General features: G+C 68.3%; 20 protein-coding genes. 13 read left to right on the forward strand and 7 right to left on the reverse strand.

The window, feature by feature from the left end; translation table 11 throughout:
* From VFU06_15905 to VFU06_15915, 3 genes are all read right to left on the reverse strand, one after another.
* A partial coding sequence (locus VFU06_15905) for an LON peptidase substrate-binding domain-containing protein (GenBank protein HEU5210880.1) occupies positions 1-1,336 on the reverse strand: 1,336 nt, incomplete at its 3' end.
* A 48-nt stretch (positions 1,337-1,384) separates the two neighbouring features.
* Complete coding sequence (locus VFU06_15910) at positions 1,385-1,795, reverse strand: hypothetical protein (protein ID HEU5210881.1); 411 nt, start codon at positions 1,793-1,795, stop codon at positions 1,385-1,387.
* On the reverse strand, positions 1,792-2,523 hold the full coding sequence (locus VFU06_15915) for an SIMPL domain-containing protein (protein HEU5210882.1): 732 nt from the start codon (positions 2,521-2,523) through the stop codon (positions 1,792-1,794). Before VFU06_15915 ends, VFU06_15910 begins: the two co-directional genes overlap by 4 nt.
* Positions 2,524-2,754: 231 nt before the next feature.
* Between VFU06_15915 and VFU06_15920 the strand changes: the two genes are divergently transcribed.
* Entirely contained in the window at positions 2,755-3,753 is a 999-nt protein-coding gene (locus VFU06_15920) for a sugar phosphate nucleotidyltransferase (GenBank protein ID HEU5210883.1), read from the forward strand.
* Positions 3,754-4,077: 324 nt separating this feature from the next.
* Here VFU06_15920 and VFU06_15925 read toward each other — a convergent pair whose 3' ends face one another.
* Positions 4,078-5,262 carry a M20/M25/M40 family metallo-hydrolase gene (locus tag VFU06_15925; GenBank protein ID HEU5210884.1) on the reverse strand — a complete coding sequence of 395 codons (1,185 nt, stop codon included), beginning with the start codon at positions 5,260-5,262 and terminating at the stop codon, positions 4,078-4,080.
* A 61-nt stretch (positions 5,263-5,323) separates the two neighbouring features.
* Here VFU06_15925 and VFU06_15930 point away from each other — a divergent pair, with 61 nt between their 5' ends.
* Both VFU06_15930 and VFU06_15935 read left to right on the forward strand, forming a co-directional pair.
* Complete coding sequence (locus VFU06_15930) at positions 5,324-6,583, forward strand: LeuA family protein (protein HEU5210885.1); 1,260 nt, start codon at positions 5,324-5,326, stop codon at positions 6,581-6,583.
* Positions 6,580-6,981 carry an EVE domain-containing protein gene (locus tag VFU06_15935; protein ID HEU5210886.1) on the forward strand — a complete coding sequence of 134 codons (402 nt, stop codon included), beginning with the start codon at positions 6,580-6,582 and terminating at the stop codon, positions 6,979-6,981. Before VFU06_15930 ends, VFU06_15935 begins: the two co-directional genes overlap by 4 nt.
* Positions 6,982-7,280: 299 nt before the next feature.
* On the opposite strand, the gene VFU06_15940 is transcribed toward VFU06_15935, so the two are convergent.
* Together VFU06_15940 and mgtE are read right to left on the reverse strand one after the other, a co-directional pair.
* A complete protein-coding gene (locus VFU06_15940; protein ID HEU5210887.1) occupies positions 7,281-7,691 on the reverse strand; it encodes a response regulator in 411 nt (136 codons plus the stop codon).
* 115 nt (positions 7,692-7,806) lie between these two features.
* Complete coding sequence (gene mgtE, locus VFU06_15945; protein ID HEU5210888.1) at positions 7,807-9,126, reverse strand: magnesium transporter; 1,320 nt, start codon at positions 9,124-9,126, stop codon at positions 7,807-7,809.
* 281 nt (positions 9,127-9,407) lie between these two features.
* Here mgtE and VFU06_15950 point away from each other — a divergent pair, with 281 nt between their 5' ends.
* The 4 genes from VFU06_15950 to VFU06_15965 all read left to right on the forward strand — a co-directional run bounded on the left by VFU06_15950 (position 9,408) and on the right by VFU06_15965 (position 15,567).
* Positions 9,408-12,161 carry a TonB-dependent receptor gene (locus VFU06_15950; GenBank protein ID HEU5210889.1) on the forward strand — a complete coding sequence of 918 codons (2,754 nt, stop codon included), beginning with the start codon at positions 9,408-9,410 and terminating at the stop codon, positions 12,159-12,161.
* Positions 12,162-12,379: 218 nt separating this feature from the next.
* Entirely contained in the window at positions 12,380-13,795 is a 1,416-nt protein-coding gene (locus tag VFU06_15955) for a hypothetical protein (protein HEU5210890.1), read from the forward strand.
* A gap of 76 nt (positions 13,796-13,871) precedes the next feature.
* On the forward strand, positions 13,872-14,480 hold the full coding sequence (locus VFU06_15960) for a hypothetical protein (protein HEU5210891.1): 609 nt from the start codon (positions 13,872-13,874) through the stop codon (positions 14,478-14,480).
* A 49-nt stretch (positions 14,481-14,529) separates the two neighbouring features.
* Positions 14,530-15,567, forward strand: coding sequence for a hypothetical protein (locus VFU06_15965; protein ID HEU5210892.1), 1,038 nt, complete (start codon positions 14,530-14,532; stop codon positions 15,565-15,567).
* Positions 15,568-15,777: 210 nt separating this feature from the next.
* On the opposite strand, the gene VFU06_15970 is transcribed toward VFU06_15965, so the two are convergent.
* Positions 15,778-16,335 carry a phosphatase PAP2 family protein gene (locus VFU06_15970; protein ID HEU5210893.1) on the reverse strand — a complete coding sequence of 186 codons (558 nt, stop codon included), beginning with the start codon at positions 16,333-16,335 and terminating at the stop codon, positions 15,778-15,780.
* A 209-nt stretch (positions 16,336-16,544) separates the two neighbouring features.
* Here VFU06_15970 and VFU06_15975 point away from each other — a divergent pair, with 209 nt between their 5' ends.
* The 6 genes from VFU06_15975 to pstA all read left to right on the forward strand — a co-directional run bounded on the left by VFU06_15975 (position 16,545) and on the right by pstA (position 22,218).
* Complete coding sequence (locus VFU06_15975; GenBank protein ID HEU5210894.1) at positions 16,545-17,270, forward strand: response regulator transcription factor; 726 nt, start codon at positions 16,545-16,547, stop codon at positions 17,268-17,270.
* Positions 17,267-18,628, forward strand: a complete 1,362-nt coding sequence (locus VFU06_15980; protein ID HEU5210895.1) for an ATP-binding protein — start codon at positions 17,267-17,269, stop codon at positions 18,626-18,628. Before VFU06_15975 ends, VFU06_15980 begins: the two co-directional genes overlap by 4 nt.
* Positions 18,625-19,086 (forward strand): hypothetical protein, encoded by a 462-nt coding sequence (locus VFU06_15985; GenBank protein HEU5210896.1) that lies wholly within the window; start codon positions 18,625-18,627, stop codon positions 19,084-19,086. Before VFU06_15980 ends, VFU06_15985 begins: the two co-directional genes overlap by 4 nt.
* A gap of 234 nt (positions 19,087-19,320) precedes the next feature.
* Entirely contained in the window at positions 19,321-20,262 is a 942-nt protein-coding gene (locus tag VFU06_15990; GenBank protein HEU5210897.1) for a PstS family phosphate ABC transporter substrate-binding protein, read from the forward strand.
* Positions 20,246-21,307 (forward strand): phosphate ABC transporter permease subunit PstC, encoded by a 1,062-nt coding sequence (gene pstC / locus VFU06_15995; protein ID HEU5210898.1) that lies wholly within the window; start codon positions 20,246-20,248, stop codon positions 21,305-21,307. Before VFU06_15990 ends, pstC begins: the two co-directional genes overlap by 17 nt.
* Positions 21,304-22,218, forward strand: a complete 915-nt coding sequence (pstA, locus tag VFU06_16000; GenBank protein HEU5210899.1) for a phosphate ABC transporter permease PstA — start codon at positions 21,304-21,306, stop codon at positions 22,216-22,218. Before pstC ends, pstA begins: the two co-directional genes overlap by 4 nt.
* Position 22,219 lies beyond the last annotated feature (1 nt).

The following is a 22,219-nucleotide window of genomic DNA, read 5'->3' on the forward strand; positions in this document are numbered from 1 at the left end:
CCATCTGCTCGAGGTGGAAGAGCGGATCGCGTACCCCCACGTCGCGCAGCGCGGCGATGATCTTGCCTGGCTCGGCGCCGGCACGTGCCCGCCTCACGCCGACGATCTGCGACTCGCCGCGGCCGCCGAGCTCGAGGCCGGCGAGCGGCCTGCCGAGACCTTCGGCGAGCGCCCGCACCAGCGAGCTCTTGCCGACGTAGGGCGGGCCGACGATGCAGGGGATCGGACCGACCAGGTCGCCGCGCAGCCGGGCAACCGCGATCTGGTCGAGGAGTCGCTCCTTCGGCTCCTCCAGTCCGAGCAGCGCCTCATCGAGCGCCTGCTGCACGCGCGAGAGATCGATCTCCTGGGGCGGTGGTGCCGCGGTCGAGCGCCACGGCAGGTGGACGAGCCAGTCGACGTACGTGCGGATCTCGCTCGCGTCGGGACCGGTCGGCGTCGTGCGCAGCCGCTCGATCTCGGTGCGCGCCTCGGCGGTCACGCGCGCCGGCAGGTCCGCGGCCTCGATGCGACGGAGGAAGTCGATCACCTCCCGCTCGACCGGATCCACCTCGCCCAGCTCGGACTGCAGCATCTTGATGCGACGCCGGAGCGCCTGCGCCCGGTCCGCGGGTGTCTGCTGGTCCGCCGGCTCGCCGCGCTCCGCTGCCTCGGCCTCCGCAGTCCGCGCGGCCTCCTGCTCCGCCTGCAGCTTGCGCACGCGGTCCAGCTGGTAGTCGAGTTCGCCGTATGCGTACTGCAGCCGATCGCGCACATCGAGCATCTGCAGCACCTGGTCCTTGCCGGCCACGGTGAAGTTGGTGAGCGTCGCGACGAGGTCGGCGAAGCGACCGGGGTCGGCGAGGTTCATGCGCAGGATGCGCGGCACCTCGCGCGGAACGCGCTCGACCTCGGCGGCAAGCGGCTCGAGCACGGTGAGGATCCGTGCGATCAGGTCCTGTGCGGCCTCGTCGGGTGCCGGCACCTCCATTGCGGGCTCGACGCGCGCCGTGAAGTAGCCGTTCGACTCGACCACGTCGCTCAGCACGATGCGCTCGATCCCCTGCACGGTCGCCTGCACCGTGCCGCCCGGCATGTTCAGCCGGTCGGAGACGCGGACCCGGACGCCGACCTTTTCGAGCGACTTCGGGTCGAAGGGGTCGTCCGGCTCGCCAGGCGCCACGACAAACGCCGACATCAGCGTGGCCTCCGGGTACGCGCTCAGCATTTCCAGCGTGGAGGGGATGCCGATCTGGACGCCGATGACGCCGAACGGGTAGACGACCGTGGAGCGGAGTGGAAGGACCGGGAGCCGGTCGGCTGAGGGTGTCACCTGCTTGGTGCGTCGCGTCGGCATTTCACTCCTGGCAGGGTGCCGTGTCGCGCGCGTTCAGCGGGCGACGGTTCATAGAGTCGGAATCGTGCGCTGCCTTGCCGCTGCCGTGTGTTGCACCATCGAGTCCAGCTCGCTGAAGAACCGGAACAGGTGCTTCGCCGTGCGGTGGGGTGACAGCTTCGTGTCGCCCCAGGCCGCGGCTTCCGCATCGACGCGCGTCTGGGCGTCGCGGTCGAGACCCACTCGCAGGATCACCCGGTCAGTGGCAGCCGGCCAGCGCCTGTGTGCCTCTGCAGTGATGATGCCGTCGTGATCGTCGGAGCTGACCACGCGCCAGCCCTTCAGTGCGCCGTCGGCCAGCGCGAGCGCGGCCTGCCACACGTCCTCGAACGGAATCGCGTACGTACGACCGCGCAGGCGCCCATCCTCGTGGGTGGGCGCCGTCCGCACATCGACGCGGGGCAGGCCTCGCGGGTTCATCCGCCGATCAGCTCGAAGGTGATGGTGACACTTGCGCCGATCTCCAGCTCGCCGCCCTGCACGGGTGTCGAGGCGGCCATCGCATCCATTGCTACACCGCGGTACGCCGGCATGGGCGGCGGCGGAGGGGCGTAGCCACCCACCTGGATGCTGAGCGGCTGGCCGAGCTGCTGGCCGGCAGCCTGCGCGGCGGCAGTCGCCTGCGCCCGCGCCTTCTGTACCGCCTGCTGCAGCGCCTCGTTGTACGCGGCATCGGAATCGCGCAGCACGAACGAGGTCCCGTCGACGCGGTTCGCGCCGGCATTCAGGGCGGCATCGATCACGCCACCCGTACGCTGTACGTCGTCGACCTCCACGCGCACCATGTTGATGGCGCGGTACCCGACGATGCGCGGCTGCCACTCCTCCATCCGCGGCTCGCGCGGCGGCTGCGAGTAGACCGGCTGCAGGTCGTAGGTCACGGTGCGGATGCGCTGCTCGGGAATGCCGGCGCTGCGCAGCGCATCGATGACACGTGTCATCCGCTCCGCGTTCTGGCGTGCTGCCTCCTGCGCGTTCTCCGCCTGGCTCTCGACCGCGAGCATGATCACAGCACGGTCCGGCGCCCGCTGCACGCTGGAGTATGCGGTGACCGTGATCGAGCGCGGCGGGCGCTCCTGTGGCTGCTGCGCTGCAGCAATGGCCGGCACCGCCAGCAGCAGCAGCGCCGCGAGTGTAGTCCTGCGCATGGGATTGCCTCCTGCGGCGCCGGGCGCCGCCTTTCGACGTTTCCAAGGTATCCCGCGACCGCGTCCGCCGCGAGCGGGTTTCGAGGCTGGCCGGCGTCCTGCTATGTTCCGCGCCGCACCGGACCGTCGGCCCGCGCGTCGCAAGAACCGGACGCTGCCCGGCCTCTGCTATCCAGGACGTACGAGCCGCCGGAACTTGCACATCGATCCGTTCCCGAGTGGAGGAAGCACGTGAAAGTCATCATCCCGCTGGCCGGCAAAGGCACCCGCCTGCGGCCGCATACGCACGTCACACCCAAGCCGCTGCTGCGGGTCGGCGGGAAGCCGGTGATGAGCTACATCCTCGACGACCTGAAGAAGCTCGGTGTGAAGGAGATCGTCTTCATCACCGGCCACCTGAAGGAGACGATCGAGGAGTACATCCGCGACGAGTACCCGGAGTTCACCGCGCACTTCGTCGAGCAGAAGGTGCAGGACGGCACGGCCGGCGCCGTGCGCCTCGCCCGGCCGTACGTCGACGAGGACGTGCTCATCATCTTCGTCGACACGCTCTTCGACGCGGACCTCTCCCTGGTGCAGCGCCTGCCCGACGACCTGGCCGGGGTGATCTGGGCCAAGGAGGTCGAGGATTACCAGCGCTTCGGCGTGATCGTCACGGACAGCGACGGCAACATGAAGCGCATCGTCGAAAAGCCGCGTGATCCGATCTCCAGGCTCGCCAACATCGGCCTCTACTACATCCGCGACCACGAGCTGCTGTTCAAGGGGATCGAGGACGCGTGCGGCGGCCCCCGCGGCCCGGGCCGCGAGTATTACCTGACTGACGCGTTCCAGTACATGATCGACCACGGCGCAAAGATCCGCGTCGAGCCCGTGCAGGGGTGGTACGACGCCGGCCAGGTCGACACCATCCTGGAAACGAACCGTCACCTGCTGGAGAACGCAGGCCGTGCCCTCGAGCCGGAGGGCGGCAGGAACGTGCGGGTGCACCGTCCCGTCCGCGTGGCGGAGGGGGTGCATCTCGAAAACGTCGAGATCGGCCCGAACGTCACCGTCGAGAGCGGCTCGACACTCCGGAACGTGAAGATTTCCGACTCCATCGTCGGCGCGGACACGACGATCGAGGATTCGGCGCTGCAGCGCTCACTGGTCGGGGATCACGTTAAGATCCGGGCGTTCAGTGGTTCGGCCAATGTGGGGGACCATTCGGAACTGCTCGGCGGCGACTGAGTTTCTCTTATTCACCGCTGAGGCGCGGAGGGCGCGGAGTTTCTTTCACACAGAGGTCACAGCGGACACTGAGTCAGCCCTGCGGTGCTTCGCCAGCTTGCGGCGCACGGAAGCGCCCTGTTTGATGTAGTTGCTTACTGGCACCGCGCAGGGGACGAAGCGCCGGTCACGTTACGTGCCGCGAAGCAACTACTAGAAAAAGAATGCTTCCATGCAGCGAACTGACGTATGGCGGCGAATCAGACTCAGTGTCCGCTGTGACCTCTGTGTGAAAGAAACTCCGCGCCCTCCGCGCCTCAGCGGTGAAAACAATCCGTCAGCACCCTAAGATGCAGCCGCACCGACGACGGTCAGCAGCAGCCGCTCCAGGCCCTCCGCTCCGCCTTCATCGCTGTACCACTCCTCCAGTGTATGCATGCCGCCGGACTCGCCACCGGCGCCGATCGCGATGCCGGGGATGCCGAGCGAGATGGGCACGTTGGCATCCGTGGAGGATGCGATCAGCTCCGGGCGCTCGCCGATCGCGCGGGTTGCGGCGCGGGCGGCACGGACGAGCGGGTGGTCGGCGGCAGTGATGCCGGCGGGCCGGGCGCCGATGCGCTGGAACTCGACGTCCAGGCCGTGACGGCCGACGCGCGCGGCGCGCGTCTCTTCCGTCATCACGGTGTGCACCGCCTCATCCATCCTGCGCAGCACCGCATCGTCCTCGCTCCGGATGTCGAGCTCCGCCCAGGCGTCAGCGGGGATCGCGTTGATGCTGGTGCCCCCCTGCATCCGGGCGACCGTGAGCGTCGTGCGCGGACGCGAGGGGAGCGGCATGGACGCGAGCCGCGCCATCGCGGCATTGAGTGCGTGCAGCGGGTTGGGAATGCCGTAGTCGGCCCAGGAGTGGCCGCCGGTACCCCGTACGGTGACACGCATGCGGATCGAGCCGACGGCACGGTGCACGATGCGCCGGAGGCCGGTACCGTCGACCGCTATGACAGCGGCGGCGCGACGCAGTGGGCCATCGTCGCGGAACAGGTGCTTCATCCCGCGCAGGTCGCCCGCCGCCTCCTCACCCACGGAGGCGACGAAGGCCACGGTGCGTTCCAGCTCGAGGTCGGTCTCGGCGAACACCCTCGCCAGTGCGAGCACCGCAGCCAGGCCGCGTACGTTGTCGGAGATGCCGGGCGCATGGATGCGGCCGTCACGCTCCTGGGGCGTGAGCGGTGTGTCCGCGGGGAACACGGTGTCCAGGTGCGCCACGACGGCGACGCAGCCGTCGAGCGCCCCCCGTGCCGCGATCAGGTTGTGCAGCTCGTCACAGGCGGGCTCGTAGCCGGCCGCCTCCAGGCGCGCCGCATACCAGGCCGCACGCTGCCCCTCGCCGAACGGCGGTGCGGGCACGGCAACCAGCTCGCGCATCTCGTCCACGACCGCGGCCGCCCGCTCGCGCAGCATCGCCCGTGCACGCGCAACCGGCTCGCTCGCCGCGAGGTTCTGCAGATTCACTGTCCTGTTCGCCATTGCGTTGACAATGCAGAGGCGTGCCGGCCATGTTGGCGGCAGTCCCCCGCCGGAGGTTGCAGTGCACGAGCAGCAACTGATCCACGACTGGAACGTCGCCGGCGATGCCGTCGACTACCGCACGCTCGGGCCCGTCGAGCTCGACGACGAAACACTGCGCGACGGTCTGCAGTGCCCATCCGTGCAGGACCCGCCCATCGACGCGAAGATCGAGCTGCTCCACTTGATGGCGGCACTCGGTATTCACACCGCCGACATCGGCCTGCCCGGCGCCGGTCCGCGCGCAGTCGCAGACGTGACGGCCCTCGCTCGCGAGATCGCCAGCGCGAAGCTGCCGATCGCTGCGAACTGCGCCGCACGCACGGTCCGCGCCGATATCGAGCCCATCGCACGGATCAGTCAACAGACAGGCGTGCCGATCGAGGCGTGTACGTTCATCGGTTCGTCCCCGATCCGCCAGTATGCCGAGGACTGGACACTCGAGCGAATGCTGCGCGCGACGGAGGAGGCGGTCCGCTTCGCCGTCGGCGAAGGGTTGCGGGTCATGTACGTGACGGAGGATACGACCCGCGCCCGGCCCGACGTCCTGAAGCAGCTCTACACGGCAGCGATCAATGCCGGCGCCACGCGCATCTGCCTGGCCGACACCGTGGGCCATGCGACGCCGCAGGGCGTGCGCCAGCTCGTTCGCTTCGTTCGGCGCGAGATCGTCGCCCCGAGCGGCGCCGACATCCGCATCGACTGGCACGGCCACCGGGACCGCGGCTTCGGACTCGCCAACACCTTCACCGCCATCGAGGAAGGCGTGAACCGCGTGCACGGGACCGGACTCGGCATCGGCGAGCGCGTCGGCAACACCGAGATGGACCTGCTGCTCGTCAACATGAAGCTGCTCGGCCTGCACGACCACGACCTGGCCCGGCTGGGCGAGTACGTCGACGCCGTGTCACGGGCGACAGGCGTGCCGATCCCCGTCAGCTACCCCGTGTTCGGCGCCGACGCGTTCCGCACCGGCACCGGCGTGCACGCAGCCGCCATCATCAAGGCTCGCATGAAGGGCGAGGACTGGCTCGCCGACCGCGTCTACTCCAGCGTGCCGGCTGCCGACTTCGGCCGCAAACAGATCATCGAGATCAGCCACGTCAGCGGCATGTCCAACGTCCGGTTCTGGCTCGCGGAGCACGGATTCGACGCCGACGATGAAGAGCTGTGCAGGCACGTGTTCGAGCTCGCCAAGCAGACCGACCACGTGCTCACCGAAACCGAAATCCGGACCTGGTGCCGCGAGCACCTCACCCGCACGACGAAAGTGACGCCATGAGCTCGTACTGGGCTTTCCTCGCCGACCCCGAAAGCTACGGCTGGGACGACCTCGTCAAAGAGAAGCGCGCCGTCTGGGACGGCGTGAAGAACGCAGCCGCACAGCGCAACCTCCAGCGCTGCGAAACGGGCGACGAAGTGCTCATCTACCACACCGCACCGGACAAGGCAGCGATCGGCATCGCACGCGTCGTGAAGACCGCCTACTCCGATCCGAAGAACGACAAGCTGGTCGTCGTCGACATCGAGCCGCTGCGCGAGCTGAAGCAGCGGATTCCGCTCGCTGACATGAAGGCGGACGACGTGCTCAAGGAGATGTCGTTCGTGCGGATGCCGCGCGTCGCAGTGCAGCCGATCACGAACGAGCAGTGGAAGCGTGTCCTGAAGCTCGGCGACTGATTTATTCCACGCGGTTTTTTTACCGCTGAGGGCACTGAGGGCGCGGAGAACTACGCTGAGGGTTCTACGTGGACAGGCAGCATCGACGACGCGTTACGTTCTGTCTTCTGAATTGCAGTGAAGCAGGCAGGCAAACGCGCGACAGACTGGACGGCGTCCGAAAAAACAACAACTGAAAACTCCGTGTCGTTCTCTGCGCTCTCTGCGCTCTCAGCGGTGAAATTCCGTTCCGAGACCTGGCGAGGAACACCGGGGAAAGGCCGGCTAACCGGGGCGGGCGTATACACCGCCCCGGCCCTTCAATCAGTCGACAGCTCCGTGGTCCTCGGTTCTGCCCTCTCCTTCATCTTCCGGTTTCTCAGATCCTCGATGATCCGTGGCAGATCACGAATGCTGATCGGCTTCTGAAGGAACGCGTCGGCCCCTGACTCCCGCCAGGGAACGTCGTGCTCGTCGACACAGCTGAACAGCACGACCACCGTGTCGCTGAACTGCGGGTCCTTGCGCAGCTCGTTGGAGACGGAGTGACCCAGCCGGCCGGGCATCATCACGTCCAGCAGCACAACGTCCGGCTCGAACTCGCGCGCTCGCGTCAGTGCCTCGGCCCCATCCAGCGCGTGCGTCACTTCGTATCCTGTAAACGCCAGCATCAGCGTGATCATCTCGGCGGTCAGCGGTTCGTCGTCCGCGACCAGAATGCGCCTTGGCATGCGCGCCTCCTCTCGCACCCGACACGCAGGTGCCTGGCGGGAGTGCTGCAGGGTGCGTGCCCGGTAGCCACCTAACTCGTTGTTTTCCCGGTATTTCGCGGATTTCGCGGGCCAGTCAGGACGACAGGAGCCAACTGGCTACCGAGAAGTAGATCAGCAGGCCGCTCACATCGACCAGCGTGGCGACCAGCGGGGCAGAGGCGGAGGCGGGGTCGAAGCCGAGGCGCTGGAGGATGAACGGCAGCATGGAACCGGCGAGGGTGCCGAAGATGACGACGCCGATGAGGGACGCGGCGATGGTCACGGCGAACAGGATCATCTCGGCGTTATCGGGCTGGCCGATCAGGGTGGCGATCCAGACGCGGCCGATGCCGAGCAGGGCGAGCATGATGCCGAGGACGAGGCCGACTGCGAGTTCGCGGCGCACGACGCGCCACCAGTCGCGCAGTCGCACCTCACCGACGGTCATGGCGCGGATGACCAGGGTGGACGCCTGCGAGCCGGAGTTGCCGCCGCTGGCGATGACGAGGGGCATGAAGACGGCGAGGCCTTTGATGGTCGTGACGAAGTTCTCGAAGCGTCCGACGGCGGTGGCGGTGAGCATGCCGCCGAAGAAGAGGATGACGAGCCAGGGCGCGCGCTTGCGGACGAGGTCGAAGAAGCCGATGCGGAGGTAGGGCTCGTCGAGCGCCTCCAGGCCTCCGTACTTGTGGATGTCCTCGGTTGCCTCTTCCTCGACGACGTCGACGATGTCGTCGACGGTGACGATACCCTTCATCCTCCCCTCAGCATCGACGACGGGGAGTGCGACGACGTCGTATTCGGCGAACAGGCGCGCGACGGCTTCCTGGTCCATCTCCTCGGGCACGGCGACCATGTCCTCGACGCGCATGATCTCGCGCACGGTGCGGTTGCCGGGGGCTGCGAACAGCTCACGGAAGGACACGACGCCGAGCAGCCGCTGCGCGCTGTCGAGGACGTAGATGTAGTAGAGCGTCTCCGCGTTGGTGCGCCCCTGGGCCTGCTTGCGCAGGTAGCTGATCGCCTCGTCGGCGGTCATGTCGGGCCGCACGCGCGCGAAGCGGGAGGACATGAGGCCGCCGGCCTCGTCCTCCTCGTACGCGAGCAGGGCAGTGACTTCGCGCCGGGTAGCGTCATCGAGCAGGCCGAGCAGTCCTGGCCTGTCCTCTTCGGCTGCTTCCTGGATGAGGTCGGCGGCGTCGTCCGGCGGGAGCAGTCGCAGCCAGAGGCGCCGCTCGGCGGGTGTGAGCGCGAGCAGCAGGTCGGCCTGATCGGATGAGGTCAGGTCGAAGAAGAACTCCTCGGCGTCCCCCGGCTCGAGGAGACGGAAGCCCGCAATGCGGTCCGGCTGGTCGAGCAGCCACCAGGCGTCGGCCAGTTCCGGCAGTCTGATCTCGCCCGCGGGCTGGAGCATGCGGTCCTGCGCAGATGAGTATGCGGGTCGCTCGGTGCGCCGAGTCTAGCGGGCAGCCGGGCCAGCGGCAACTGCAACAATCAGGTCACGACCGCAGGGACTGCAACGCATCCGGCGCCATTCGGCGACGCACCTGATACAACGGGTCACGCGCTGTGACCCTCCCGTTACGACCCTGTGAGTGGTCCGTCACCGTCGTTCTTCATCCTTGTGCCGGGCATGAAGACGTGCGCGTCGCGCGCGGCCCTCTGCCCGACGAATGAAAATCGGATGGAGAACACATGACTGGGAAACTCCGGTGCGTACTGATGGGCGCGCTGCTGTTGCTGGGGGCAGCCTCGGCGAGCGCGCAGCAGCCGGCAGGTCGTGTTGCGGGCCGCGTCGTCGACGCGCAGACCGGACTCGGTCTGCCCGGAGCGAGCATCGTCGTCGAGTCCACGCAGCAGGGCGTGCTGAGCGGCATCGATGGCCGTTATCTGCTGACCAGCGTGCCTGCGGGCGTCGTGTCCGTGCGAGTCGAGAGCATCGGCTACGGCACCAAGACGGTAACCGACGTCCGGGTGCGGGCGGACGAGGTGACGGAGCTGATCGTCACCGTGGATCCGCAGGCGGTCGAGCTGGAAGCGATCAGCGTGAGTGCGTCGGCGGAGCGGGGCAGTGTGAGTCGCGCGCTGGACGAGCAGCGCAATGCAACGGGCATCGTGAGCGCACTCGGCTCCGAGCAGATCGCGCGCAGCCCGGATGGCGATGCCGCCGCGGCGATGCAGCGCGTGAGCGGTGTCTCGGTGCAGGACGGCAAGTACGTGTTCGTGCGTGGTCTGGGCGAGCGCTACACGACCACCTCCCTCAACGGCGCGCGCATACCGAGCCCGGAACCGGAGCGCAAGGTAGTGCCGCTCGACCTGTTCCCCTCCGGGCTCCTGCAGAGCATAACGACGGCCAAGACGTTCACGCCGGACCTGCCGGGCGACTTCTCGGGCGCGCAGGTCAACATCCGCACACGCGAGTTCCCCGGTTCACGCCAGCTCACGATCTCGGCGGGCGGCGGTTTCAACAGCCGGGTGACCGGTCGCGACCTGTTTGCTGCGCCCACCGTCGGTGGCGAATGGCTGGCGTCGTCCGGCGATGCCCGTGCGCTTCCGCAGTCGGTCCGCAGCGCAGGTGACTTCACCGCGCCGATGGAGCAGGACGAGATCAACGCGATGGTGCGCTCGTTCCGCAACGCCTGGACACCGCAGCGGGCATCCGGCCGCGGCAACTCGTCTCTCGGCGTGTCGCTCGGCGGCACCGATCCGGTCCTGGGCCAGCCGATCTCCTATCTGCTGAGCGGCACGTACTCCTACGGCGAGGAGGTGCGCGATGCCGAGATACGGGCACGCGCGCTGCCCGGCGCGAACGGCCAGGTGACCGAGGTGGACCGGTTCACGGGATCGACGGGCCGCACCAGCGTGCTGTGGGGCGGGCTCGCAAACATCAGCACACTCGTCGGCGAGCACAGCCGCGTCTTCTTCAATGGCAACCTGAACCGGAGCGCCGACAACGAAGCGCGCTTCGAGGTCGGTACCAGCGAAAACCACGGCACCATGCCGATGGAGGTGCAGCGCCTGCGCTTCGTGCAGCGCACGGTCGGCTCGGCGCAGCTCGGCGCCGAGCACCAGCTGGGTGCAAGCCGAATCGACTGGAGCCTGACGGGTTCGGCAGTGCGCCGCTCCGAACCGGACCGCTCCGAGTTCGTGTACGCGCAGACGGTCGAGGGTGAGCCGATGCGATGGTTTGCAGCCAGCAACGAGGGTGCGGTGCGCACGTTCGGTGAGCTGGAGGAGAACAGCATGGAGGCGGCTCTCAACTACCGGCTGCACCTGGGCGCCAAGGCCCGTCACGCGCTGCAGCTCGGTGGGCTCTACCGCATGACCGATCGGGAGGCGGACAACCGTGCGTACAGCATTTCCGGTCGCTCGCTTCCCGCGGACGCACTGGCGCTGCCGGCGGAACAGATCATGGACGGTCGCTTCGCGGAGGCGGGCGACTCGTACTTCCGGCTGACCCCGATGAGCCAGGGCGGCTCCTACAGCGCAGAGGACAGGCTCGTCGCCGGGTACGGCATGCTGGAGCTGGGCCTCTCCGATCGACTGCAGCTGATTGCGGGCGCGCGCGTCGAGCGCTCCGAGCTCGACCTCGCGGCACAGGGCACGATCGGCTCCGAGGTCTTCACGGCAGCGCCGAGCTACACGGACGTGCTGCCCTCGCTGTCGCTGAACGTGGGGCTCACGGACAACCAGAAACTCCGCTTCTCCGCGTCACAGACGCTCGCCCGTCCGGAATACCGCGAGCTGGCAAACGTGCAGTATCGCGAAGTGCTGGGGGGCGAGAACGTCGTCGGCAACCCGGATCTCCGGCGCACTCTGATCCGCAATGCCGACATCCGCTGGGAATGGTACCCGAACCCCGGCGAGACCGTGTCGCTCGCTCTGTTCGCCAAACAGTTCGACGCGCCGATCGAGCGCGTGTACCGAGCGACGTCGGGCACCAGCATCGTGACGTACGTGAACGCCGAGGAGGCCGAGAACTTCGGTGTCGAGCTCGAGCTGCGGAAGCGGCTGGGCTTCATCGCGGAGCCGCTCGAAACGATCACCGCCTTCGCGAACGCGACAGTGATGGACAGCAGGATCCGCATCGGCCGCGAGGCGAGCAGCCAGACGAGCACCGAGCGGGCGATGGTGGGGCAGGCGCCGTACGTGGTGAACACGGGCCTCACGTGGGCGCCGGGCGCCGGCACGACGAGCGCGACGCTGCTCTACAACACGGTCGGTCGCCGCATCGTCAACGCCGGGGAGGTCCCGCTGCCGGACGTCTACGAGGAGCGTCGCGACGTGCTCGACCTGTCGTTCCGCACGACGCTGCCGGGCGGGCTGGGCGTGAAGATCGATGCGAAGAACCTGCTGGATGCACCGTACGAGCTGACGCAGGGCGCGGTCGTACGGGAGTCGTACCACTCGGGCCGCAGCTTCGGCATCGGCCTGACATGGCGGCCGTGAGGCCAGGCGCTCCTCCCGGCGGGGAGCCTGGTCCCGACCCCACGGGGCGGTCGTGAAACGAAGTGCCCCGGTCGCCCACGCGCGACCGGGGCACGTTGCTTCACCGTGCGCTCGTCGTGACACGACTGCGACCGATTGCTCACGTAACCGGCACACGCCGGCATTCAATTGCACTTGCTACTCCGACGGTCCTTTCAAATCTCGCAGGTGAAAACAGGATGATCAGAACAACGCGCTACGCGTCCTTGCTGATAGCCACGCTCGCGTTCGCGGCGTGCGACGACTCGGATCCCACGGGCGTCAAGCCGCTGCCCCCGCCGGGTGACGCAGCGGCCGTGATCGACGCCGACATCACGTCCAGCCGCACATTGCGCGCGGATACCGTCTACACCTTGAAGGGCTTCATCAAGGTGCCGGCCGGCGTGACGCTGACGATCGAGCCGGGCACCGTGATCCAGGGCGACTACAACACGATGGGCTCGTCGCTGTTCGTCCTGCGCGGCGGCAGGATCATGGCGTGTGGCACGGCGGACGCGCCGATCGTGTTCACCTCGTCGCAGCCGGAGGGACAGCGCAAGCCGGGCGACTGGGGCGGCCTGATCCTCGTCGGCAACGGCGTGATCAACCGCGGCGACCCGACGATCCTCGAGGGCACCGGCACGGGTGCCTCCAACCCTGAAGTGAACTACGGCGGCGGCACGGACAACACGGACAGCAGTGGTGAGCTGTGCTACGTGCGCGTCGAGTTCGCCGGGTATGCGACGGCGCCCGACGCCGAGCTCAACAGCTTCACGTTCGCGGGCGTCGGCAGCGGCACGAAGGCGGAGTACCTGCAGGCGATGGCGGGCCTGGACGACCACTACGAGTGGTTCGGTGGCGCGGTCGACCACAAGTATCTCGTCTCCTACGAGTCGGGCGACGACCACTACGACGCGTCGGAAGGTTACGTCGGACGGGTGCAGCACCTGATCGCCTATCAGTCGAAGGTGCTCGATCCCCGCACGGGTGCCGGCAACGTATCCAGCGATCCGCAGGGCTTCGAGATCGACGGCTGCGCCGGCGCCAACTGTCTGAACGGCCAGGACTCCGAGCCGCTGACGCAGCCGGTGTTCGCCAACTTCACGCTGGTCGGCACGGGCCCGGGCGTCGTGGATGCGACGTCGGGTGGCCACGGCGCGGTGATCCGCCGTGGCACCGCCGGCTTCTGGGTGAACGGCGTGCTCGCACGCTGGCCCAAATCCGCGATCTCACTGCGTGATGAGACGACCGCGGCTCGGCTGAGCGCGGGACAGCTCGGTGTTTCCAACATCGCGAGCATCGACAATGGGTCGCTGGTGCACACGTCCAGCTTCAGCGCGGCCCTGGACACCGCCGCGGTCGATATCCGGACCATCGACGGTGCTGCCGCGAGCGTCTTTGCGGCGCTGCCCGCGGATCCTGCAGCGGCCACGGACTTCGACTGGTCGTTGACCGGTTCGGTCGACGCCTTCGTGAGCGGCGGCGGCCTGCAGACCTTCACGGGCGAGCTGGCGGCATGGGCCGGCGCACACGTGACCGGCACGAGCTATCTCGGTGCCGCGGACCCGGCCGGCCCGAAGTGGTGGGAGGGCTGGACGATCTACGCGGACAACTGACCGCCGAACTCACACCGGCATGGCGGCGTCACGGGCGAAGCAGGCCCGTGGCGCCGGCCATGGTTTCTGGAGCAGGATGATGAATCGATTCGCTGCCTGGACACTGGCCGCACTGCTGCTCGCAGCCGCGTGGGTCGTGGCTGCCGGAGCCGAGCCCTCGGCACCACGAAGGGACAGCGTTGTTGCCGGCGATGTGCTGCTGCCGATGTCGGAGATGATTCGCCGTTTCCAGGAACCGCTGCCGCGGGTGGACGCGCTCGGTGAAGGCGCGGCCCCGTCACGCGACGCGCTCGTCGACGCATTCGCCGCCGCGGTCCGGGACAGCAGCGCCGCCCGACTGCGCTCGCTGCGGCTGGACGCCGCCGAGTTCGCCTGGCTGTACTTCCCGGAATCACGCTACACGGCGAAGCCGTACGAGCTGCCGCCGGAGACCCTGTGGATGCTGGTCGACCAGAACGGGCGCAAGGGTGAGACGCGCCTGCTGCGCTATTTCGGGGGCCACCGGCTCGACGTCTCGGGCTACACGTGTGAGGCCGAGCCCCGTCGCGAGGGGCCGAACACCTACTGGGAGCAGTGCACGCTCACGATTCGCGACGGCGGGGGGCCGCGCGAGATGCGGTTGTTCGGCTCGATCATGGAGCGGAGCGGCCGCTTCAAGTTCGTTTCCATGACCAACGACCTGTAGCCGCCGGTCTCTTCCCTGCCACGGAGCCGGCGTTGTGCTACTGTAACGAATGCGCAACGACGACTCCCGCTCCATTGACCCCGCAGGCGCTGCGGGCCATCCATACCCGATACGGAGATCGCACGAGCAGGACGCCGCGCCGCAGCGGGCAGAACCGCTTCGCGCTGCGGCGATCGACGTCGGCTCCAATGCGATCCGCTTTCTTGCCGCCGAGCTGGACGGGTCGGGCGGTCTCGCGACGCTCGCGTACGACCGGGCGGCGGTGCGCCTCGGCCACGACGTGTTCGAGACCGGGCGCATCGGGAGCGAGCTGCTGGAGGCCGCGGTCGCGGCGCTGGTGCAGTTCCGCGAACGGATGGACGCTCTCGGCATCACGCGCTACCGCGCCGTCGCGACCAGTGCCGTTCGGGAAAGCGCGAACGGCCCGGAGCTGATCGAGCGGGCACGGACCGCCGCGGGCATTGTCCTGGAGACGATCGGCGGCTTCGAGGAAGCCGAGCTGGTGCTGCGCGCGGTGCGCGCTCACGTACCCATCGCGAGCGCGCCGTGGCTGCTGGTCGACATCGGGGGCGGCAGCGTGGAGATCACGCTGGCGGATGCAGAGCGGATCCTGGACACGGCATCGCATCCTGCGGGTGCGGTGCGGCTGCTGGAGCAGTTCGGGCATGGCGATGCAGCGGACCTGCGCCGCGCCATCGAGGCGCGGGTCGCAGCGCTGCCGCTGCCCGGCGTGGCCGGACAGGCGGTAGCGGGCTTCGTTGCAACGGGGGGCAACAGCGATGCGCTTGCGGATCTGCGGGAGCCGCAGGCGGCCTCTCGGGGCGTGAGCCGCCTTTCGCTCGGATGGCTGCGCGAAACGATCGAGAGACTGGCAGCAGCGTCGCTCGAGGAGCGGATGAGCTGGGGACTTCGTGCGGATCGCGCGGACGTGATCCTGCCCGCAGCGATCATCTACGAGGGGTTGTGCACGCGGGCGCGCTGTGACGAGCTGTGGATCCCGCGCGTCGGTGTACGGGAGGGTGTGATCCTGGACGTCGCGAAGCATCGCAAGGTCGAGGGCGCATCGAACGGGTTGAACCAGGGGTAGCGAAGTGTCGGAGCAGGAGCACGCATCATCGCCGCACGAGGTGCCGGCGGACCTGAACAACGATCTGAACGCGCAGTGGGAACAAGCGCTGGAGCACCGCCGCCGGCTCCGTGAGCGCCAGCGGCAGCGCCGGTTGAGCCGCCTTCCAGGGGATCGGAATCCGCAGGGAGACCGGGAGCCCGCCGGCATTTAGGCGGGCGGACGACCCGGTCAGATCCCCAGCAGCCCCGCGACGGCGAAGGAGATCAGCGCGAGCATCCAGCCGCAAACGACGTCGCCGGGATAGTGAACGCCGAGGTAGCACCGACTGAGTCCGACGACGGCGGCCAGGGCAAGGCATGCGCCGGCAAGGGCGTCGGGCAGCAGGCTGGTCGCGCCCAGTGCTACGGACAGCGAAGAGGCCGCGTGGCCGGAGGGGAAACTGAAGCGGTCCGGCGGCTCGGCGAGCGCGGCTCCGACAGGGAGCGCAGGACGAGGCCGCGCGATCGTCCGCTTGAGCATCTGCACGAGAGCGTGGCTGAACACGAGCACGAAGGCAGCGGTCCAGCCGACGTCACTGCGTGCTCCGGCGCCCAGGAGCAGCAGCAGCACAATGCCCACCGTGACCGTTGCGTCGCCGAGATGCGTGAGTCCGCGCATCACCTTGACCAGCGGAGAGTGCCGGCGTGTGACCAGGTAGAGCAGCATGCGCTCGTCGCGATCGCGGATGTATACCAGCAGCGGTGCCATGGCTTCCTCCCCGTCCATCATCGCGACCGAACGTCTCACCGATCCTCCCTCCCTGTAACGAACGAGTCACGCACGTTCCTGTTTCAGGATCCCCGGGCCGACGAACGGCGCGGATTGCGCCAGCATGCACCCGCCGTCGTCGAATCGTTACATTCGAGTGACCCTGCATTGACCCGCATGCGATAGAACTCTACGGGAACCCGTGAATGGCGCGGGCAGCGCAACAGCAGGGGAGACGAGGCTCGGCAATGAGCACGGCAGCGGCAAAGGCGTCGCCGGCACGCATTCTGGTCGTCGAGGACGAGCGGGACATCGCGGCGCTGGTGGCGTATCACCTGACCAAGGAAGGCTACCGCGTCCGGACGGCGGAAGGAGGCGCGGAAGCGCTGGAAGCTGCGGCGTCCGAGCGACCCGACCTGCTCGTGCTGGACCTCATGCTTCCGGGCTTCTCCGGATACGATGTGCTGCAGGAGATCCGGCGTCGCCCGGAGCTGGCGGATGTGCCGGTCGTCGTGCTGACCGCGCGGCGGGACGAGGCGGACCGAGTGAAGGGACTCGAGCTGGGCGCCGACGACTACGTCACCAAGCCCTTCAGCCCGCGGGAGCTGGTGCTGCGCGTGGGTGCGGTGCTGCGGCGGGTGCAGTCACCCGCGGTCACCGGCACCGGCCGCGTGCTGCGGGGCGGGCCCGTGACCGTCGACCTGAACGCGATGACCGCCTTCGTGAACGACGAGCCGCTGGACCTCACACCTACCGAGTACCGCCTTCTGACGACGCTGCTCGAGCGGCGCGGCCGCGTGCAGTCGCGCCAGCAGCTGCTCGAGATGGCCTGGGACATCCATGCCCGCATCGAGACGCGCACGGTGGACATGCACGTGCAGCGGCTCCGGACGAAGCTTGGCGACGCAGGCTCCTGGATCGAGACCGTGCGCGGTTTCGGCTACCGCTTTCGTCAGCGTGAAGAGGGTGAATGAAACGCTGGCGCCTGCGCGTGGTCGTCCCGGTCGCGGTACTCCTGCTGACCGCCGCTGCTCTCCTCGCCGAGAGCCGGATCGGACCCGTGGGCGCCCTGCTGCTTGCAGCGCTCGGAGGCATCGTGGTCGGTAACCTGCTTGCCGAGCGGCTCGATGCGCTGCGCGCGGCGGTCCTCGAGCGTGCGCGCTCCGGCGGGCAACGCCTTCCAGGGTACAGGATCGCCGAGATCCACGCGCTCTCGAGCGTCATCGAGATGCTCGTCGGCGAATTCGCTGAGCGTACCGCATCTCTTGCCCGCGACCGCGACGAGCTCGCACTCCTGGTCAACAACGTCTCCGAAGGCATCCTGCAGATCGACGCGCAAGGACGCCTCGTGCGGGCGAACCCTGCTGCACATGCGCTGTTGCACCTGCCGCGTGACAGCAGTGGCGCGCAGGCGTCCGCAGTGATCCGGAACACCGAGCTGCGGCACCTGCTGGCGCGGGCGGCAGGCGGGGTCACCGTTGCTGCCGAGGAGATCGGGGTCGACGATCGGCGCCTGCTCGTGGCCGCGCGGCCGTTTCGCGACGGACCGTCGGCGGGCGCGATCGTCGCTTTCGCGGATCTCACCGAGCTCCGGCGGCTCGAGGGCGTGCGGCGCGAGTTCGTCGCCAATGTCAGCCACGAGCTGAAGACACCGCTCACCTCGATCCGCGGCTATATCGAGACGCTGCAGTCCGACGACGTGCCGGCCGAGACACAGCGGCAGTTCCTCGACGTCGTGCAGCGCAACGCCGAACGGCTGCACCACATCGTGGAAGACCTGCTGGACCTGTCGCGCGTCGAGTCCGGCAACTGGAAACCGGAGCTGCACGCGATCGATCCGCTCGAGATCGCACGCGACGTCTGGGCTGCCACGATCGAGCAGCAGCCTGCAGCCCGGGACCTGACCTTCACCGCAGGCGGCGACAACGCCCCGGCGATGGCGGATCCGGGTGCGCTCCGCCACGTGCTCGGCAACCTCTTCGACAACGCGGTTCGTTACACCCCGGCGGGCGGGCGCATCGAGGTTCGCGTATCGCAGGAAGGCGCTGTGCCGGGGCGCGCGAGGTTCACCATGATCGACGTGCGCGACACCGGCGCGGGCATCCCGCGCGACGCGCTGAGCCGTGTCTTCGAGCGCTTCTACCGGGTCGATCCGGCACGTTCCCGCGCCGAAGGGGGTACCGGTCTCGGCCTGTCCATCGTGAAGCACCTCGTCGAGGGCATGGACGGCACTGTCTCCGCCCAGAGCGAGCTGGGGAAGGGGACGACGATCCGGATCCGGCTGCCGGCAGCGGCAGCCATCACACTGGTACAACAGAAAAACGCAGGATGACGCAGCATACGACGTCCGACGCAGCACGCTCCTCGCGCCTGGTCACCCTCGTCGGTGGACTCGGCATCTTCATGGTCGCGGCCGGCATCCTGGTCGGGGCGGTCAACATGTTCGGCCCGCGCACGGACCTCTCCACGGGCGTACCGTCGCTGGTCCTGATCGAGCCCCGGGCAGGCGACACGGTCAGCAGCCCCATGGTCCTCCGCTTCACCGCCGGCAACGACCTGGCCCTCGGCGGCATGGGCTGGGCCAGCAACGATCTGCACCTGCACGTCTACGTGGACGGCACCGAGATCATGCCGGCAGCCGCCGATATCCAGGATGCCGGCGACGGCACGTTCCTCTGGACGCTGCCGGTCGAGAGCGGTCAGCGGGAAATCCAGCTTCGCTGGGCCGGGATGGACCACATGGACGTCGATGCCGGAGCGAGCCGGGCGGTGGAGGTCGTGGTCGAGTAGTCGGAGAAGGTCTCCCTGTCACGCAAGGGTGGTCGCCGAGGGCGATCGCCCTTTTTCGTTACCTCTCCGTTACGGTCCCGTTGCGGTCGCGTGCCGGGAACGCCGCATCCTTCCGATGTTCGCGTGACGGAGCAGTTCCTGCGTGCCCGGGCGGCGGCCCGCGTGTAACAGCGGGACCAGGCCCGTCCACACGTACCCACACCGGCCCGCTCGGCCGGCGGACGAGGAAGACAGATGAGAACAGCAACGGGACTCGTGCTCGCTACGGCGTTTCTTGCGGCCTGCGGGGGCGACCGCGCGGGCGGCGATGGTACCGGTGTGAGCGGGGCGATCGCCGTGGACGGCTCGAGCACGGTCTATCCGATCACCGAGGCGGTCGCAGAGGAGTTCGGCCTCGAGACCGGCGGCGATGTGCGGGTGACGGTCGGTGTGTCCGGCACCGGCGGTGGCTTCAAGCGCTTCTGTGCAGGCGAGACCGACATCAGCAACGCGTCGCGGCCGATCAAGGAGTCGGAGGCGGCGGACTGCGCGGCGAACGGCGTCGAGTACACGGAGCTGACCGTCGGCATCGACGGGCTCACCGTGGCCGTGAACAATGCAAACGAGTTCGCGCAGTGCCTGACGGTGGAGGAGCTTCGCAGCATCTGGGAGCCCGGCAGCACGATCAACAACTGGTCGCAGGTGCGGGCCGGTTTCCCGGACCAGGAGCTCGCGCTGTACGGGCCCGGCACGAACAGCGGGACGTTCGACTACTTCACGGAAGAAGTCATCGGGGAGCAGGGCGCGAGCCGCGGCGACTACACGGCGTCGGAGGACGACAACGTGCTCGTGCAGGGCGTCGAGGGTGATCCGAACGCGCTGGGCTATTTCGGCTACGCGTACTACATCGAGAACGCGGAGCGGATGAAGGCGGTCGGCATCGACAGCGGCAACGGCTGCGTGCTGCCGAACGACCAGACAGTGGCCGGCGGCACGTACACGCCGCTTTCGCGGCCGCTCATGATCTACGTGAACAACGCGAAGCTGCAGCAGCCGCACGTCGCGGAGTTCGTCCGCTTCTACCTCGAAAGCTCCGCGGAGCTGGTGCCGCAGGTGGGGTACGTCGCGCTCGAGGCGGACCGCTACCAGCAGGAGCTCGCGAAGCTGCCGCAGACGACCGGTGTCACGCAGCCCTGACGAGCGGCACGCACCGCGCCCCGATCCGGTCGCCGTGGACCGTGACGAGGGGAGCACCACCCCGGAGCAGCGCGATGACAGTGCCGCGCTGCTCCAGGGCGTCGTGCCGCCCGGCGGTGCCGCGAGCGCGGGAGGCAGCTTCCGCGACGCCGCGGCGCTGCGCCGTCGCCGCAAGGGTCGTGAGCGTGCCATCGGCGGCGTCCTCGTCGCATTCAGCACGATCTCCATTCTCACGACGGTCGGCATCGTGCTCGTGCTCGTGATCGAGGCCGCGAGCTTCTTCACGCACGTCTCGGTCATCGACTTCCTGTTCGGCACGAAGTGGATGCCGCTCTTCCGGCCGCAGAGCTTCGGCGTGCTGCCGCTGCTCATGGGCTCGATCCTGGTGGCGGCCGGCGCCGCGATCGTTGCACTGCCGGTGGGCCTCGCGAGCGCGATCTACCTGAGCGAGTACGCGCATGCCAGGGTGCGCGCAGTGGTCAAGCCGATCCTCGAGATCCTGGCCGGCGTGCCCACCGTCGTGTACGGCTACTTCGCGCTCACGTTCGTGACGCCGCTGCTGCGGCAGGTCTGGCCGGAGACGGAGATCTTCAACGGCGCGAGCGCGGCTATCGTCATGGGCATCATGATCATCCCGCTGGTCTCGTCGCTCTCGGAAGACGCCATGAGTGCGGTGCCGCGCGCGCTGCGCGAGGGCGCATATGCACTGGGAGCGACGCGCTTCGAGGTCGCCACGCGGACGGTGGTGCCGGCCGCGCTGTCCGGCATCGTCGCATCCTTCATCCTCGCGATTTCGCGTGCGATCGGCGAGACGATGATCGTCACGATCGCGGCAGGGGCGACGCCGAGCATGTCGCTCAACCCGCTGAAGGCGGTCCAGACGATGACCGCCTACATCGCACAGACCTCGATGGGCGAGGCCGCCCACGGCTCGGTCGAGTACCAGACCATCTTCGCGGTCGGGCTGACTCTGTTTGCCGTGACACTGCTCATGAACGTCATCAGCATCTGGGTGCTGAAGCGGTACCGCGAGGTGTACGAGTGAGCACGCAGGCCCCCGCACCCGCGCATCATCCCTCTGCGCAGCGGGATCCGTCCCGCTTCGCGCCACGCATCGCGCGACGGCACCGCATCGGCAACGCGGCGTTCGTGCTGTTTCTCGCCGCGACACTCGTCGGACTGGTGTTCCTGGTCATTCTGCTGGTCGACATCTGGAGCGACGGGGCGGGGCGGCTGACCGCGGACTTCCTGCGCAATCCGCCCTCGCGGCTGACCACGCGGGCCGGCATCTGGCCGGCGCTCATCGGCTCCATATGGGTGCTGCTGCTGACGGCCGTGGTCGCGTTCCCGCTGGGCGTGGGCACCGCGATCTGGCTGGAGGAGTACGCGCCGAACAACCGGCTGACGGGCATCATCGAGGCGAACATCGCCAACCTCGCCGGTGTGCCGTCGATCGTATACGGCATCCTCGGCCTGGCCGTGTTCGTCCGCGCACTCGCAATGGGCCGGAGCGTACTCGCGGGCGCGCTCACCCTTGCGCTGCTGATCCTGCCGGTCGTGATCATCGCATCACAGGAGGCGATCCGCGCGGTGCCGGGCTCCCTGCGACTCGGCTCGTACGCGCTCGGCGCCACGCGCTGGGAGACGATCCGGCATCACGTGCTGCCGCACGCCATGCCGGGCATCCTGACCGGAACGATCCTGGCGCTTTCGCGGGCCGTGGGCGAGGCGGCGCCGCTGCTGCTGGTCGGGGCCGTCGGCTTCGTGCAGTTCGCGCCGCGCGGGCTGCAGGACGCGTTCACGGTCATCCCGATCCAGATCTTCAACTGGACGTCCCGGCCGCAGGCCGAATTCCAGGAACTTGCCGCCGCGGGCAGCATCGTGCTGCTCGTACTGCTGCTGGCGATGAACGCGGTCGCGATTCTGCTGCGCAACCGCTACGCGAAGAGGCGTTGAG

The organism is Longimicrobiales bacterium (genome assembly GCA_035764935.1).
GTDB lineage: Bacteria > Gemmatimonadota > Gemmatimonadetes > Longimicrobiales > RSA9 > DASTYK01.